Annotated in this window: 14 protein-coding genes; 5 read left to right on the top strand and 9 right to left on the bottom strand. The window is 43.0% G+C overall.

What is annotated here, in order from left to right:
• Positions 1 to 25: 25 nt before the first annotated feature.
• Together BMW86_RS16795 and BMW86_RS16790 are read right to left on the bottom strand one after the other, a co-directional pair.
• A complete protein-coding gene (locus BMW86_RS16795; protein ID WP_089782881.1) occupies positions 26 to 931 on the bottom strand; it encodes a branched-chain amino acid transaminase in 906 nt (301 codons plus the stop codon).
• Positions 932 to 1,324: 393 nt separating this feature from the next.
• Complete coding sequence (locus tag BMW86_RS16790) at positions 1,325 to 2,227, bottom strand: sugar phosphate nucleotidyltransferase (RefSeq protein WP_089782880.1); 903 nt, start codon at positions 2,225 to 2,227, stop codon at positions 1,325 to 1,327.
• A gap of 190 nt (positions 2,228 to 2,417) precedes the next feature.
• Between BMW86_RS16790 and BMW86_RS16785 the strand changes: the two genes are divergently transcribed.
• The 3 genes from BMW86_RS16785 (at position 2,418) to BMW86_RS16775 (ending at position 6,460) form a co-directional block, all read left to right on the top strand.
• Complete coding sequence (locus tag BMW86_RS16785; protein WP_218149156.1) at positions 2,418 to 4,700, top strand: family 20 glycosylhydrolase; 2,283 nt, start codon at positions 2,418 to 2,420, stop codon at positions 4,698 to 4,700.
• Between the two features lies 1 nt (position 4,701).
• The gene (locus BMW86_RS16780; protein ID WP_089782878.1) at positions 4,702 to 5,562 is read left to right on the top strand and encodes a 1-aminocyclopropane-1-carboxylate deaminase/D-cysteine desulfhydrase; all 861 of its coding nucleotides are present in this window, start codon (positions 4,702 to 4,704) and stop codon (positions 5,560 to 5,562) included.
• A 130-nt stretch (positions 5,563 to 5,692) separates the two neighbouring features.
• Complete coding sequence (locus BMW86_RS16775) at positions 5,693 to 6,460, top strand: hypothetical protein (RefSeq protein ID WP_089782877.1); 768 nt, start codon at positions 5,693 to 5,695, stop codon at positions 6,458 to 6,460.
• Positions 6,461 to 6,533: 73 nt separating this feature from the next.
• Here the strand turns inward: BMW86_RS16775 and lipB are convergent, their stop codons facing one another.
• Complete coding sequence (lipB, locus tag BMW86_RS16770) at positions 6,534 to 7,280, bottom strand: lipoyl(octanoyl) transferase LipB (RefSeq protein ID WP_089782876.1); 747 nt, start codon at positions 7,278 to 7,280, stop codon at positions 6,534 to 6,536.
• A 73-nt stretch (positions 7,281 to 7,353) separates the two neighbouring features.
• Here lipB and BMW86_RS16765 point away from each other — a divergent pair, with 73 nt between their 5' ends.
• Both BMW86_RS16765 and BMW86_RS16760 read left to right on the top strand, forming a co-directional pair.
• The gene (locus tag BMW86_RS16765) at positions 7,354 to 8,418 is read left to right on the top strand and encodes an RluA family pseudouridine synthase (RefSeq protein WP_089783705.1); all 1,065 of its coding nucleotides are present in this window, start codon (positions 7,354 to 7,356) and stop codon (positions 8,416 to 8,418) included.
• Between the two features lie 247 nt (positions 8,419 to 8,665).
• A complete protein-coding gene (locus tag BMW86_RS16760) occupies positions 8,666 to 10,327 on the top strand; it encodes a T9SS type B sorting domain-containing protein (RefSeq protein WP_089782875.1) in 1,662 nt (553 codons plus the stop codon).
• 43 nt (positions 10,328 to 10,370) lie between these two features.
• On the opposite strand, the gene BMW86_RS16755 is transcribed toward BMW86_RS16760, so the two are convergent.
• From BMW86_RS16755 to def, 6 genes are all read right to left on the bottom strand, one after another.
• The gene (locus tag BMW86_RS16755) at positions 10,371 to 11,312 is read right to left on the bottom strand and encodes a hypothetical protein (RefSeq protein WP_143056600.1); all 942 of its coding nucleotides are present in this window, start codon (positions 11,310 to 11,312) and stop codon (positions 10,371 to 10,373) included.
• Positions 11,313 to 11,330: 18 nt separating this feature from the next.
• Positions 11,331 to 12,170 carry an anti-sigma factor gene (locus tag BMW86_RS16750; protein ID WP_143056599.1) on the bottom strand — a complete coding sequence of 280 codons (840 nt, stop codon included), beginning with the start codon at positions 12,168 to 12,170 and terminating at the stop codon, positions 11,331 to 11,333.
• Positions 12,171 to 12,173: 3 nt separating this feature from the next.
• Positions 12,174 to 12,725: an RNA polymerase sigma factor gene (locus BMW86_RS16745; RefSeq protein WP_089782872.1), complete on the bottom strand. Its 552-nt coding sequence runs from the start codon at positions 12,723 to 12,725 to the stop codon at positions 12,174 to 12,176.
• Between the two features lie 228 nt (positions 12,726 to 12,953).
• A complete protein-coding gene (locus BMW86_RS16740; RefSeq protein WP_089782871.1) occupies positions 12,954 to 13,805 on the bottom strand; it encodes an anti-sigma factor in 852 nt (283 codons plus the stop codon).
• A 4-nt stretch (positions 13,806 to 13,809) separates the two neighbouring features.
• Positions 13,810 to 14,358, bottom strand: a complete 549-nt coding sequence (locus BMW86_RS16735; RefSeq protein WP_089782870.1) for an RNA polymerase sigma factor — start codon at positions 14,356 to 14,358, stop codon at positions 13,810 to 13,812.
• A 67-nt stretch (positions 14,359 to 14,425) separates the two neighbouring features.
• Positions 14,426 to 15,004, bottom strand: coding sequence for a peptide deformylase (def, locus tag BMW86_RS16730; protein WP_089782869.1), 579 nt, complete (start codon positions 15,002 to 15,004; stop codon positions 14,426 to 14,428).
• Between the last annotated feature and the right edge of the window lie 52 nt (positions 15,005 to 15,056).

Below are 15,056 nucleotides of genomic sequence, written 5' to 3'. Positions count from 1 at the left end.
CATTATGTACTGAACACCAGTAGTTTTAGGCTACTTTAGCTGCTTCACGTTTGAATTCTTTTCCCAGTACTCTGGCTTTATAAGCCTGTTGCAATACTTTGCCCAGCGACTCTGCCCATGGTTTGCCAAATGTCTGACCATCCAATGCTCCAAATCCAATCACTTCAGCAGCGGTACCACAATAGAATGCAGCGTCAGCCTTCTTCAATTCTTCAATAGTGAACAATTTCTCTTCCAGTGGAATACCCAGTTCTTTACACAGTTCAATCACTGTAGCACGGGTAATACCAGGCAGGATGTTTCCCGGAGGAGGAGTGAAAACCTTACCATCTTTTTCGAAGAAGATGTTTGCACCAGGACCTTCAGCTACAAAACCGTTCATGTCCAGCAGCAATGCTTCATCGAAACCTTTGTCCTTAGCTTCCTGCGAAGCCAGGATCGAGTTCACGTATAAACCGGCAGATTTAGATTCTATCTTGAATGCTTTAGGGTTCGGACGCTCGTAAGAAGAGGTCATTACATTCAGCAGCTTTTCACCCAGGTAAGCACCCCAGTCCCAGGCACAGATCAGTACATGCGTTTCGCTGGCAGCTTTTAATGTCATGTTTGGAGGACAAAAAGCAAGCGGACGGATGTAGGCTTCCTGAAGATTGTTCAACTCCAGTACTTTGTAACAAGCAGCGATTAACGCCTCATTATCAAACTTGTAAGGGATGTGGATCAATTCACATGAACGTTTGAATCTGTCAAAATGTTCTTTTGCCTTAAAGATCTTTACCTCTCCACTGGCTGTTTTGTAAGCACGTATGCCTTCAAATACCGCATAACCGTAATGTAGGGACTGACCGTACAGGTCTGTAGTGGCCGCAGTGGCTTTTTTGAACTCTCCGTCAATGTAAAGAATGGTGTTCTCGTTGTAATAGCTATACATATAATTCAGATATTAGAAATCGTGATTGTTACAGGCATAAAAAAATCGCCTTCCTTTTGTGGAGGAAGGCGATTGTTATCGTTAGTGATTGTACACAGTTCCCTATCCTCCGATTTGGTGGCTAATAATGACAACGACGATCACGACCAGTGTAATAGCCCAATTGAGCTCTGGTACGATTTGACTGATCTTATTGTTGTTCTTATTTACCCACATGGAGGTGTTCGTTTTTGCTTTTACAAAAGTATTGGTCGTTAAAGTAAAAAACAATACAATGAAAAAGATTTCGTCAATTCGCAAACAATTGTTCGCTTTTTGAAAATATTGAAATATAAGGGCGTTTCTTTAGCGTAAATATGGATTTTCTCCACATTTATTATAGATAATCCGAACTTATTTCCACAGATTGTTAGGATATTCACCGCTCTCTACCAGCGCAGAAAGGCTTGTTTGTACCCCCGGAGCATCCTCTTTATAGGTAACACCGAACCATTGTGCTGCACAAGGTAACACATTTACCACACCCAGCTTATTCTTTATAAAATGGTCTACAACGATCGGAATAAAGAATTCAGACTTAGGTTTATCACCATCTTTCTCCAGGAAATCCTTGAACAGTTGCTGGCTTAATTCAAATACAGACGGATGGAAACCCCAGAAGTTCATAGACACAGGCGTATTGGCATCCAATGGATGTTTGCTGCCATCTGCATCTTCATATACGATCTGATCACCATCTTTATATACCTTGGTCCTTTCATTGATAGCTGCCAGGTTACCCGCTGCATCTGCCGCACATACCCCACGTGACACAGAACCGTGTTCGCTGATAGTTTTACCTAATTCATAACCTACAACGCTGTATGTAGCTGGTTTACATGCGTTACTTAAGAAAGCCGCCATCTTTTCAAAAGAATCACGGCCATAGAAGTCGTCTCCGTTGATCACCGCAAAAGGCTCATTGATAGCATCTTTCGCACATAATACGGCATGAGCGGTACCCCATGGTTTAGTACGGTCTGCAGGTACCGGATATCCGTTCAGGTAAGCATCCATCTCCTGGTAAACATAATCAACTGCTACCCTGCCTTTCAGCTTGGGTTCGAAAATTTCACGGAATTCTGCTTCGAAATCTTTACGGATAATAAATACGATCTTGCCAAAACCAGCCCTGATCGCGTCATAGATTGAGTAGTCGATAATGGTTTCTCCGCTGGGGCCAAACTGCTGTATCTGTTTCAAACTACCGTAACGGCTAGCCATACCTGCCGCTAAAATCAATAAAGTAGGTTGCATCTTTATGAGATTTTTTTAATTGTGATTATGTTGGAAAGAGAAATTCCAGGAGCTAAATTTAATGATTAAAAGTATTTTCACACTTTCTTTTTGCTATCAGAGATTCTTTTAATGATTTATTAAAAGAGGCTCTAATATGAAGCCCGGGGCTACAAAGCTGCAAACTCCGTACCAAGTAAATATAACATCTATGAGGAAATTACTGTTGTCAACTATAGCTATGTTGTCTTGTTTATATGGAATTGCACAATTAAAAACAGGAGATATTACTATTATTCCGGAACCAAAGCTGCAAAAGGCTGTTCCGGGAAGCTTTGTATTAAACGATCACGCTATCATTCATTATGAAGGCAAAGCAGGAAAAACAACCGCAGAACTCCTGCAAGCCTTTTTAAAAAGTAACTACAACTTAATACTGGAAATCAGCAATGCCCCTTTACCTAAACAACCATTACATCCTGTTATCAATTTCATAGAATCCACTACCGGCAATCCTGAGGCATATGTTATGGAAGTTAATGCAGGTACCATTTTCCTGAAAGGAGATGCTGCTGGTTTATTCTATGGATTACAAACATTACATCAGTTATTACCTGTAGAAAAAAATACGACCATTCACGTTCCCGGTGTACATATAGAAGATGAACCCCGCTTCGCTTACCGTGGATTGATGCTGGATGTGGGCCGTCACTTCTTCCCTGCTTCCTACATCAAACAGTTTATTGATGTAATGGCACAATATAAGTTTAACCGCTTCCACTGGCATTTAACAGAAGATCAGGGATGGCGTATAGAAATAAAAAAGTATCCGCGCTTACAGGAAATTGCTTCTGTCCGCAAGGAAACAATAGTGGGGCATCATCGCTACAGTAGTGGCTATGATGGCAAACCATATGGTGGATATTATACACAGAATGAAATACGTGATATTGTGAAATATGCAGCTGCACGTAATATCACTATCATTCCTGAAATAGAAATGCCGGGCCATTCACAGGCTGTATTAGCGGCCTATCCCAGCTTTGGGGTTACCGGCGGACCATATGCAGTGCGTGGTACATGGGGTATTTCTACAGATGTACTCAATCCTGCCAATGATTCTGTATTTACTTTTTTAGAAGATGTACTAACTGAAGTAATGGACCTCTTCCCCAGTAAGTATATTCATATAGGTGGTGATGAATGTCCTAAAGACCAGTGGAAAGCATCTCCACAGGTACAGGCACTGATACAAAAATTGGGGTTGAAAGATGAACATGCTTTACAGAGTTATTTCATACAACGCATTGAGAAATTCGTAAACAGCAAAGGACGCAGTATCATTGGCTGGGATGAGATACTGGAAGGTGGTCTTGCCCCTAATGCTACTGTTATGAGCTGGCGTGGAGAAGAAGGTGGTATTGCTGCGGCTAAGGAAAAACATGATGTGATCATGAGCCCTAACACTTACCTCTACCTTGATTATTATCAGGGTCATCCTGCTACTGAACCGTTGAATGCAGGCGGTTATCTGCCTTTATCTACTGTCTATAATTACGAACCTTTACCGGCTTCTCTTACTGCTGAAGAACAACAATATATTAAAGGGGTACAGGCAAATATCTGGACAGAATTCATTCCCGATCAGGCGATGGTGGATTACATGACATGGCCGCGTGCTATGGCTTTATCAGAAACGGCCTGGTCTCCTGCTGCTAAAAAGAACATCAATAGATTTTTAAAGAAGATGCCTGCAGAATTACAAAGAATGGAAATTGAAAATGTCAATTTCCGTATACCCGAACCTGTTGGATTGGAAAGTAAAATTACTACTGGTTTAAGTACTGTTAAATTAACAGCGCCGGTAAAAGGTGCTGCTATTTATTATACTATTGATGGAAGTCAGCCCGGGCTTAAGAGCAAACGTTATTCCCAGCCAATTGCGTTGCAGGTGCCTGCTAACAGTACGGTGCAGTTACAATGTATTGTGGTAACTCCTTCTGGTCGTAAAAGTCCGTTATACAGTGCTACTTATGTAAATAAGGATTACCTGCCTGCTGCAAATGTTAATCCAACTATAAAAGGTGTACGCTTCTCCGTTAGTAACAAAATCTCTTTAACACAAACAAAACAAATACCTGCAAAAGCAGACAGCACAGGTATTGTACCCAACATAGAAATAAGATCTTTCATCAATCAGGGTAAAGTAAACTTCGGCGTAACATTCGAAGGATATGTAAAGATAGATACAGATGGATTATATGAGTTTCATGTAAACGCAGATGATGGAGCCGTGTTATATATTGATGATAGTTTGCTGATTGATAATGATGGTACACATGCATTAACAGATAAAGCAGCTTTCATTCCCTTACGTAAAGGATTTCATAAGATAAAGACAGTATACTTTAATACAGGAGATCTGAAATGGTTAGATGTATTCTTATTTAAAGACGGAGAAAAAGTAAATTTGAATCCGATCCTGTTTAACTAAGATGAATCTCAATTACAGTAATATTATTCTGCAAGATATTTCACCTTCATGGCTGCCGGACAACATCCAGGCAGCCATGTTGCGTTTAGACCTGCTGCATCCGGAAGTTTCGGGGAATAAGTGGTTTAAGCTGAAATATAATTTAGAGGCTGCCGGCAAACGTACTATCCTCACTTTTGGCGGGGCTTATTCCAATCATATTGCAGCTACTGCTGCTGCCTGTAAACTGGCAGGCTTACCCGCCATAGGTATCATCCGCGGAGAAAAACCTGTAAACCTCAGTCATACGCTGCAACAAGCCATCGCTGATGGTATGCAACTGGAGTTTATCAGCCGGGAAGCCTACAGGCAGAAAGATACTACCGACTGGAATAAATACTACCCCAATGCTTATATCATCCCCGAAGGGGGAAATAATGAAGCCGGAGCAAGGGGCTGCCGGGAAATCTTATCATTGACAGATACCAGCTCCTTTACTCACATCCTCTGTGCTACCGGCACAGGCACTACCCTGGCTGGGCTTATCAGCAGCGCTAAACCCCATCAGCAGGTATTGGGTTATGTAGTACTGAAGGGAGCGGAATATTTAAAAGAGCAGGTAGCCCTGCTTACACGGGGAACTAACTGGCAACTGATACATGATTATCATAGTGGGGGTTATGCTAAAACAGCCCCGGAACTAATCAGCTTCATCAACAACTTCTACCTGGAAACACAAATTCCGCTGGACGTAGTGTATACTGGTAAACTGGTCTGGGGGTTTAGTCAGTCCCATTTCCCTCCGGGCAGCAAAATACTACTCATCCACACAGGCGGGTTACAGGGAAATTTATCTCTAACTCCCGGTATTTTAACCTTTTGATAAGAAATATATCTGAACGTTAAGTCGTTAAGAAGAAACTTATTCTCAGATATATCTACTTTTAAAAAGTCGTTTACTATATTTGGATGTAGTTGTATTTTTGACAACCTTGGATCAGGAATCAGTTTATATGAAGCAGTTGACGCGTTTTTTTATTGTAGCGGTAGTAATTATTACAGCATTATCATTTACAGTTCAGGCACAGAATACAAATCCTCCGGTCCTCCCGGCGTTCTCAGCCCTTATTAAAACAGGTAAGATACAGCTGGACTTCATCTCAGGTTTCCGTGATGTGGCCCAGATAGGTGTGCAACGTTCTCTGGATAGTGCACAATACTTTTATACAATAGGTTACGTAAACAATCCTAACAATTACAAAAACAGTTATTCAGATAATAAGCCATTACCTGGTTCTAACTATTACCGTTTACTGGTAACGTTCAAATCAGGTAAGTACCTGTATACCAAGATTATGCTGGCTGTTCCGGACAGCACTATTGATGCTGGTCAGAAGTTACAACTGGCTGATGTAAAGGAACAGATGGTGGCGGCGACTGCCAAACAGGATGCTGCCGGGGCTACGCCTACCGCAGCTGAGACTAAAGAAGCAGAGAAAAAGGTAGAGAAGATAGTATGGCATCCTTCCAACTATGTATATACCACTGCAGATGGTAATATTAATATCAAGCTACCGGATGCTACAGATAAGAAATACACAGTGAAATTCTTTGAACCGGATGGATCTTTCCTTTTTGAGATCAAAGAGGTGAAAGAACCTTTCCTGATATTAGAAAAGGCTATTTTCCTGCATTCCGGCTGGTTCAACTTTGAGATTTATGAAAGCGATAAGGTTTATGAGAAGTGGAACCTGTTTATACCTTTGAACTATAAGAACTAGTAATTTTTTTGATGGTGCTTCGCACCATCAAAAAATTGAAGGGGTCTTGCAGGGCTTCGCCCTGCACCCAAAATCAAATATTTATCATTTCTGCACCGAATACATCTGCAAAGTGCCTTTGCATTTTTTCCTTTACTTCTGCCAGGGAAACTTCCCTGCCTAGTTCTTCCTGCATGGAAGCTACTTTCTTGTCTGCAATTCCACAGGGAATAATATTGTTAAAGTACTGAAGATCAGTGTTTACATTCAGGGCCAGCCCATGCATGGTTATCCAACGGCTGCATCTTACTCCCATGGCACAAATTTTACGGGCACGGGCTTTGTCTTCCGGGTCCAGCCATACGCCGGTTTCACCGGCAGAACGGGTACCGGTAATCCCATACTCAGCTAAAGTACGGATAACGATCTCTTCCAGGTTACGCAGGTATTTTCCTATATCTGTAAAGAAGTTTTCAAGATCTATAATAGGATAAGCTACTACCTGGCCAGGGCCATGATAGGTGATATCTCCACCACGGTTAGTAGGGAAAAAGCTGATTCCCTGCTCCTGCATCTGCTGTTCATTGATAAGCAGGTTTTCTATATGCCCGCTTTTACCCAAAGTATATACAGGAGGATGCTCACAGAAAAGCAGGTAGTTGGTGGTTTCTTCCTCAGTAATAATCGGAATATCAGTAGTTATGACATCAGCAGTAGCCGAAATACCCTTTCCCTTCGCCAGCTTCACCCGCACATTCTCCTTCAGCAACACTTCCTGGTAATCCCAGGCCTTCTGGTAATCTATGATTCCCAAATCAGTAATATGGATCTGTTTATTCATATGCAACGGCAAAGTTACGATACATAGGGCAACCGGTAAACAATTGTTACCTTTGCAAAAATTTAAGATCCTCATGGCGGAAGAATTGATTGAATTAGATGATGAGCTGGAAAATGAAGAAGGCAGCGAGGAGCTGTACGAACGGGTGAATATTATCGCCGATAAAGGTCAGGAACCTTTAAGAATCGATAAGTTCCTGATGAACAGAGTGGAAGGTGCCACCCGTAACAAGATCCAGCAGGCCTGCGAAGACGGTATGGTTGTCGTAAATGACAAGCCTGTCAAGTCCAATTACAAGGTAAAAGCACATGATCATATCATCGTCTTTACCAGTAAGAATCCTGAAAATATGGAGGTGGTGCCTGAAGAGATGCCACTGGACATTGTATTTGAAGACGAAGATATCATGCTGATCAACAAGCATCCGGGTATGGTAGTACATCCCGGCTGTGGTAACTATACCGGTACACTGGTAAACGGGCTTGCCTGGTACCTCGGTGACCATACCAACCCCGAACCTGCCCTGCCACGCTTCGGACTGGTACATCGTATCGATAAGAATACCAGCGGATTACTGGTGATCGCCAAGTCGGACAAAGCCATGAACGACCTGGCCAAACAGTTCTTCGACCATAGTGTACAACGCCGCTACCTGGCCCTGGTATGGGGAGATTTTGAAGAGGATGAAGGCACTGTAGTGGCCCATGTAGGCCGCCACCAGCGCTTCCGTAAAATTATGGATGCCTATCCGGACGGGGAATATGGAAAGGAAGCCATCACCCACTACAAAGTACTGGAACGCTTTAATTATGTAACATTAATAGAGTGCAGACTGGAAACCGGCCGTACCCACCAGATCAGGGTACATATGCAGCATATTGGTCACTCCTTATTTAATGACAGCACTTATGGAGGAGACCGTATCAGGAAAGGTACCATCTTCGCCAAATACAAACAGTTTGTAGAAAACTGCTTTGACCTCATGCCCCGGCATGCCCTCCACGCCCAGACACTGGGCTTTGTCCACCCCCGTACCCGTCAGCCTATACACTTCGAAAGCCCGCTCCCGGCGGATTTCACTGCTGTATTGGACAGGTGGAGGACCTACGTTTCTGCAAGACCACTACAGGAAGAATAACTCACTAAAAAGGAAAGGCCCCCTGCAAGCAGGGGGCCTGAAACCAGCCGTAGCTGTTTTACTTCTCTCGGGTGTAAAAATAGGACATTCATATGGTTGAGGATGCTAACCCGATGTTAACAAATGAGTTTTCTCCCGTTTTTAATCCTAATCCAATGTTAACAAACCCCCTTTTCTGTTAATTCCATTAAAAAAATTATACATATCACAAAATTCTTTTAATTTAGTGCCTTACCCATGTCCTCACATGAGAAACCTATATCTACTTATAGTGGTTATTGTATTTACACTTGGCTCCACCACGGCCAGGGCTCAGACACCCTTTACCTATAACACCACCTGCCTCAATGATATCGTGAAATTTACCATTGCTCAAGCTGATCAGGCAGGCATTGATTCCTTAAAATGGGATTATGGCGACCTCGCTTCCGGTGTTAAAGACACGTCATCAGCCATGCAGGGCACACATACCTATGTGACTGCTGGTACCTATACGGTTACCCTTATAGCATTCAGAAGCGGTGTGCAGGACCTTAGCACTCAAACCATTACCATCGTAACACCTGTTATCTACGACTTTGGGCCACAGGACCAAACCCTTTGCGATGGCGGCAGCATCACCCTCACCGCTCCTACGGTGGCCGGGGCTACCTATGAATGGCAGGACAGCTCCACCAATCAGAGTATTGTCGCTGATACCTCAGCTACCTATAAAGTGAAAATCAACGGATGCCTGGTCCCAGACTCGGTAAACGTATTCTTCACTCCTATCCCGGAAATAGACCTGGGCCCCGATGTCACCCTCTGCGCAGGAGAAACCCTGCAACTGGATGCCACTGCCCAGAATTGTACCTTCTTATGGAGTACAGGCGCTACCACTCCGGATATCATTGTACATAGTGATACCGTACGCCCTACCGTCGAATACATCGTTATCGCCGACGCTAAAGGTTGCGGTGTTTACAGAGATACTATCAACATCACCTTTGCAGGCACACAGCACCCCTTCTCCCTGGGGCCTGATACCCTGCTCTGCCCTGGTGAAAGCATCGTGATTTCAGCCGCTACACCGGGCGCTACCGCCTACCGCTGGAGCAACGGGGCCCGTACCCAAACTACCACCATCAATGGCCGGTATGATCTCTGGGTATTCGTCAGCATAGGCGGGGTCTGTGAAGTGCTGGATACCATCAAAGTGCGGTTCAACGCATTAAGGAATGTGGACCTCGGGGGAGATACCACCATCTGTAAAGGAGAAACACTGGTACTAACAGCCGACTTCGGAACCGGTACCTACCGCTGGCAGGATACTTCCAAACAGGCTACCTTCTATGTACGAAAACCCGGTTATTATTATGTACACGCTCAGATAGGCCGTTGTGAATCAACCGATACCATTCACGTAATGTTCGATGATACACTGCATATACACCTTGGGCCTGATAGTCTGATGTGTAACGGGGAAGTGCTTAAACTCTATCCCATGGGGGCTGGCGCTCAATATAAATGGCAGGACAGCTCATCCGTTCCTATCTTTAATGTCACGCAGCCCGGAACATATGCACTGGTCAGTACCAACACCTGCGGACGGGCAACAGATTCTGTAGAAGTCACCTTCCAGGATTGCTCCTCACAGGTATACATGCCAACGGCATTCAGTCCTAACGGAGACGGTTTGAATGATTACTTCCGGCCACGCTTCCGGGGTATGATCTCCAATTTTGAGATCAGCGTGTATGACAGATGGGGAGAAAGGGTTTATTATACCACAGACCCGCAAATAGGGTGGACAGGTAAAAAACAAGGAACTTCTTTACCCACAGGCACTTATGTCTGGGTTATGCAATATGTCAGTGGTGATACAAATAAGCTGATAAAAAAGACCGGATCAGTTACTATTGTATATTAAACATAAAGAAGGCCAGCTGGTAGCTGGCCTTCTTTATGTTTACTTACTGAACAGATCCTGTGAAATCGTGAAACTTAGCAATAAACACCGAAGTCTCCCTTTTCTTGAAAGGAACATTCCAGGTACCATCATACGTTACTAAAGAAGGAATCAGTAAACCCTGTTGTTTGGTCATCTGCACATTCATCCTCACATTAAAATCAAATAATAAGGTTTTATAAGAGAGAGAATATTTCCGTCCTACTATTTCGAAGTTTTCTTTATTGAAGTAGGTAATTAATTCATTGATAACGATATCTCCCCTGTCAATACTATTTAAGTCCTTTTTAGCCCTTGCAGTAAACACATAACAGGGAGTAATATCCTGGTAATTTTCAGAGCGGATAGAGAAGTCATACAGGCGTCTTACTTCAGGGTCAAAGATGGCGACCTTACCCCCTACGATAGGGACACCTCTTACCGGTTGTCCCGGGTTAAAAATCAGCTTTTTTAACTGGTTTTTATGTTTGGCCATACTGCCACCGGAAGTCTCAGGAACCTCTCCGCCGGCATCTGCACAAACAGTTCCTTTTGTAAAGAACAGGCTGGCGTATAATTCCGCCGTGTAGTAATTGTATTCCCCTTTTGCGTTGTAAAAGTCGCCGCCTACTTCTTCCTGCAACACCTTCATGGTATGACAGCGGCCCTGCATATTCTGTTGGATCTGGCTTTTCAGGAATGCCTGTATCTGTCCTTTTTTACCGTAGATACGGATGTCATTATCAGAAACATAACCCAGCAGGCGAAGGTTCTTAAAAGCACGGTAAAAAGTGGTATCCTCTTCTACCCTTTTTATAAAGCTGTTTACATCAAAACCTATACGCTTTGCCTGTACGGTTACTTCATCAAGGGTAACGGTCATCCCTTTATAAACAACAGAAGTATCCTGTGCGTGAGAGTAACTGTAAGAGAATAATATTGCTAAGCACATCCAAAGTTTCCGCATACTGCGAAATTATGAATTTTAGCTAGCTTTTCCTGCCACATACATCTGGTCCATTGTAGGAACGGGACTACCACCTTTGTTTTCCAGTGTGATAGCAAACATATCAGCGTTGTCAACAGATTTCATTTTCCGGAGGATTGCTGCTGTGTCTGTACCGATATCAAACACACCCATATCTACAGGTTTTCCATTCACGATGGCCCATAGCTGGTATTGTTTGCCCGTAGCGGGCTGAGGCAGATTATTGGCCATCAGGAATACCTCTTTCGAAGCCTTGTTCCAGTAGACCGTTGCGAGTAATGAAGGGAAAGATTTAGTACCCGGCATCTTCACCATCTGCATGGAAGGATCTTTCACAATCTCCAGTGAATGTTCCATTTCTTCTATACGTGTCCGGTAAACATTTTGTTCTGATGCCAGTGTATTGTTGGTAGTTAGTAATGCCTCATATTTAACTTTGTAATCACTGTAACGTGAGAAATAAATAAAGTTAAGTAACAAACTTCCCAGCAATAATAATATTGCTGCAGCAGCGGCCCAACGCCAGGAACTGCTTACATACATTTTACCGGCAGGAGTATCTTCTATAATTTGCGTTTCTTCTGTTGCTTCTCCGATCAATTTTCCAGCTTCTTCATCAGCAATAATCCTGATCAGATTTTGCTTCACAACTGTTGGTGGTGTAACAGACTGCAACATTATATAATGCTCCATACCCAGCCGGCAGTCTTCTACTGCTATAGCTATTTCCGGATATTGATCTATTGCCATTTCCAGTTCCTGCTCCTCCTGCGGAGAAGCCAACCGGCTTACATAAGCTTCAATCAATCCGGACGATATGTAACGTGATGCGCCCACTTCTTATGATATTTTTAACAAGTTTCTTAATTGAATAATCGCGTTCCTCATCCTTGTTTTTACGGTACCCAAAGGGATTTCCAACACCTTGGAAATTTCTTCCTGGGTGCATCCTTTGTAGTATGCAAGATCAATAATGACTCGTTGTTCTTTAGTTAGCTTTTCAAGAACTTTTGAAAGGCCAAGATGGTCAACTGATGGGTGTACGGTTAGATTCGTTGTATATAAATGTACGTCATCACCGATCACTTGGATTTTCTGATCCATCTTATGAGCCTTTGAGCGGAGAGTATCAATAGCGGTATTACGGGTAATGTTAAGCATCCAGGTAAACAAACGTCCCTTGCTTTCATCGTACCGGTCAATATTACGCCAGATCTTAAGGAATACTTCCTGCAGAACATCACTCGCATTGCTTTCTTCATTGAGCACTTTCATAGCCACTCCATACAAAGCAGGTGAATAACGGTCATACAGGTAGCCGAATACCTTCTGGTCTTTGGACTTAAGCCCCTGCACCAACTCAGATTCCGTATATGTGAACGCGGATTCCAAAACAATTAATAAATTTTGTTAAAAATAACGTTTCGATGCTGCTAAACGATTAAAGCAAAATGTCATATCAGCCGTATACGTTACAGAAAAGATAACCGTTTACAAGTACAGCTGCATATTTACTCTCAAAGTAAGTCTTCACTAATGGTTAATGGGAATGCAATTATAAAGGAAATATAGCAATTATTGAGGAATAATTGATAATGAGGAGAATATGAAGGGTTAAGATCAGCCAGCTACTTTACCGGCAACGAACATCTGATCCAGGCTTGGGGTTTCACTGCCACCCTTCTTTTCCAGGGTAACTGCAAATACCTGTGCGCTCGTTACTTCTTTCATTTTTTGTAAGGCTTTGGCCATATTGCCCAGTTGGAAAACACCTGCATCAATTGGTTTACCATTGACGATGGCCCATAACTGGTATTGTTTATCTTCAGGAGGTTCGGGTAATGTTTGTGGAAGTATATATGCTTCTTTTGTAGCGGGGTTCCAGCAAATGGTAGCAACAATATCTGTATGTTTACCAACTGCCTGCATTTTGATCCACTTGAAAGCAGGGTCCTTTAACAGGTCCAGTTCTTTCTGTGTTTGCTGATACCTGTCGGCAAAAGCACTTTTCTCAGCGGATAATGCTACATGCTCTTCTTCTGCCTTGGCAATTTTCTCACCTAAAGCATCTGCACGCCCCATGTAAACAACATTCATACCGGCGCTCACAACCAGTAATACACCAGCTGCGACAGCTGCATATTGCCACATTTTCAACACCGGGATCTGCGGCATTATAAAACGTGTTTCTTCCTCTTCTTTTTCCTGTTTCTCTTCCACAACAGGCATCACTTCTTCTTCCTTCTCTATTTCATTCAAACGTGCCATCAGTTGCTGCTTCAGCCCGGCAGGTGGTTTCACTGCCCATGTCTGTACATAACGTTCCATATCAAGGCGCACCGCATCAGCAGCCGCTTTTATTTCAGGATACTGCTGGATAGCAGCTTCCACTTCGCGAGCTTCCGAATCGGATACCAGCCCGGCAACGTGGCTTTCTATAATGCCAGATGATATGTAACGTTGAACATCCACTTAATTACAACTGTTTTAGAATGGTCCGTAATTGTATGATCGCATTACGCATCCGGGTCTTCACAGTACCTAAAGGAATATCCAGGATTTTTGAAATCTCATCCTGTGTACATCCTTTGTAATAAGCCAGATCTATAATAATGCGCTGTTCCTTGTTCAACTGTTCTATTACTTTCGTCAATCCAATCTGGTCCACAGCCTGATGTACAGCAAATTGCTCCGTTCCCATGGAGTTGCTGCTCAGTTCCTGTACCTTCTGGCCCTGCTTATGTGCTTTTGAACGTAAAGTATCGATAGCGGTGTTACGGGCAATATTCACCATCCAGGTGAATAAACGGCCTTTATCAGTATCGTAACGTTCTATACTCCGCCAGATTTTGAGAAAGATTTCCTGCAGCACATCCCCGGCAACATTCTCATCATTGATCACTTTTAAAGCGATCCCAAATAATGCCGGTGAATAATGATCATATAAGTAACCGAAATGTTTTTCACTCCTGGATTTTAATCCAAGAACAAGTTCGGCCTCTGTATATGTTAGTGCTGTACCCAATGTATTTGCTTAGTTTGCAGGCACTAAAATAACAGGGATTTTTAACATTACAAAATTTTTGTCTATTTTATTTATGGAATATCATCTTGTAATCCACACTGATCTTACCTTTTGTGATGTCCTCCAATTTTCCTTTAATCATCCTGCGCTTGAGAGGCTTCAGGTGATCAATGAATAATTTACCATCGATATGATCATATTCGTGGAAGATGACACGGGCAGTTACGCCGGTGAAAGTTCTTTCCTGGGGTTCAAAATTTTCGTTTACATAGCGCAGGGTAACGGTTTCAGGGCGATATACATCCTCCCTTATCTTTGGAATACTCAGGCAGCCTTCGTTATACGCCCACTCTTCACCGGCTGTCTCTACAATATGTGCATTGATGAATACCCCCTTCACACCGTTGTCTCCGGGGTATTCTGCTTTTTCCTCTTCTTCCAGGCTCTCAATGATCTGCTCACTATCTATTACGAACAGGCGGATAGGTCTGTTTACCTGCGGCGCAGCAATGCCCACTCCACTGGAGCTATACATGGTTTCCCACATATTGGCTATGAGTTCCTGCAACTTTGGATAATCAGGCGTTATATCTTCACACATTTTGCGTAAAACCGGGTGTCCGTAAGCAACGATAGGTAGAATCATTTATATCTGTTTTCAATTTTTCAGAAGTGCAAAGGTAAAGATCAATGGCGAA

The sequence above is a fragment of the Chitinophaga sp. YR573 genome, from assembly GCF_900110995.1.
GTDB lineage: Bacteria > Bacteroidota > Bacteroidia > Chitinophagales > Chitinophagaceae > Chitinophaga.
This window is presented reverse-complemented; position numbering and strand designations above follow the sequence as displayed.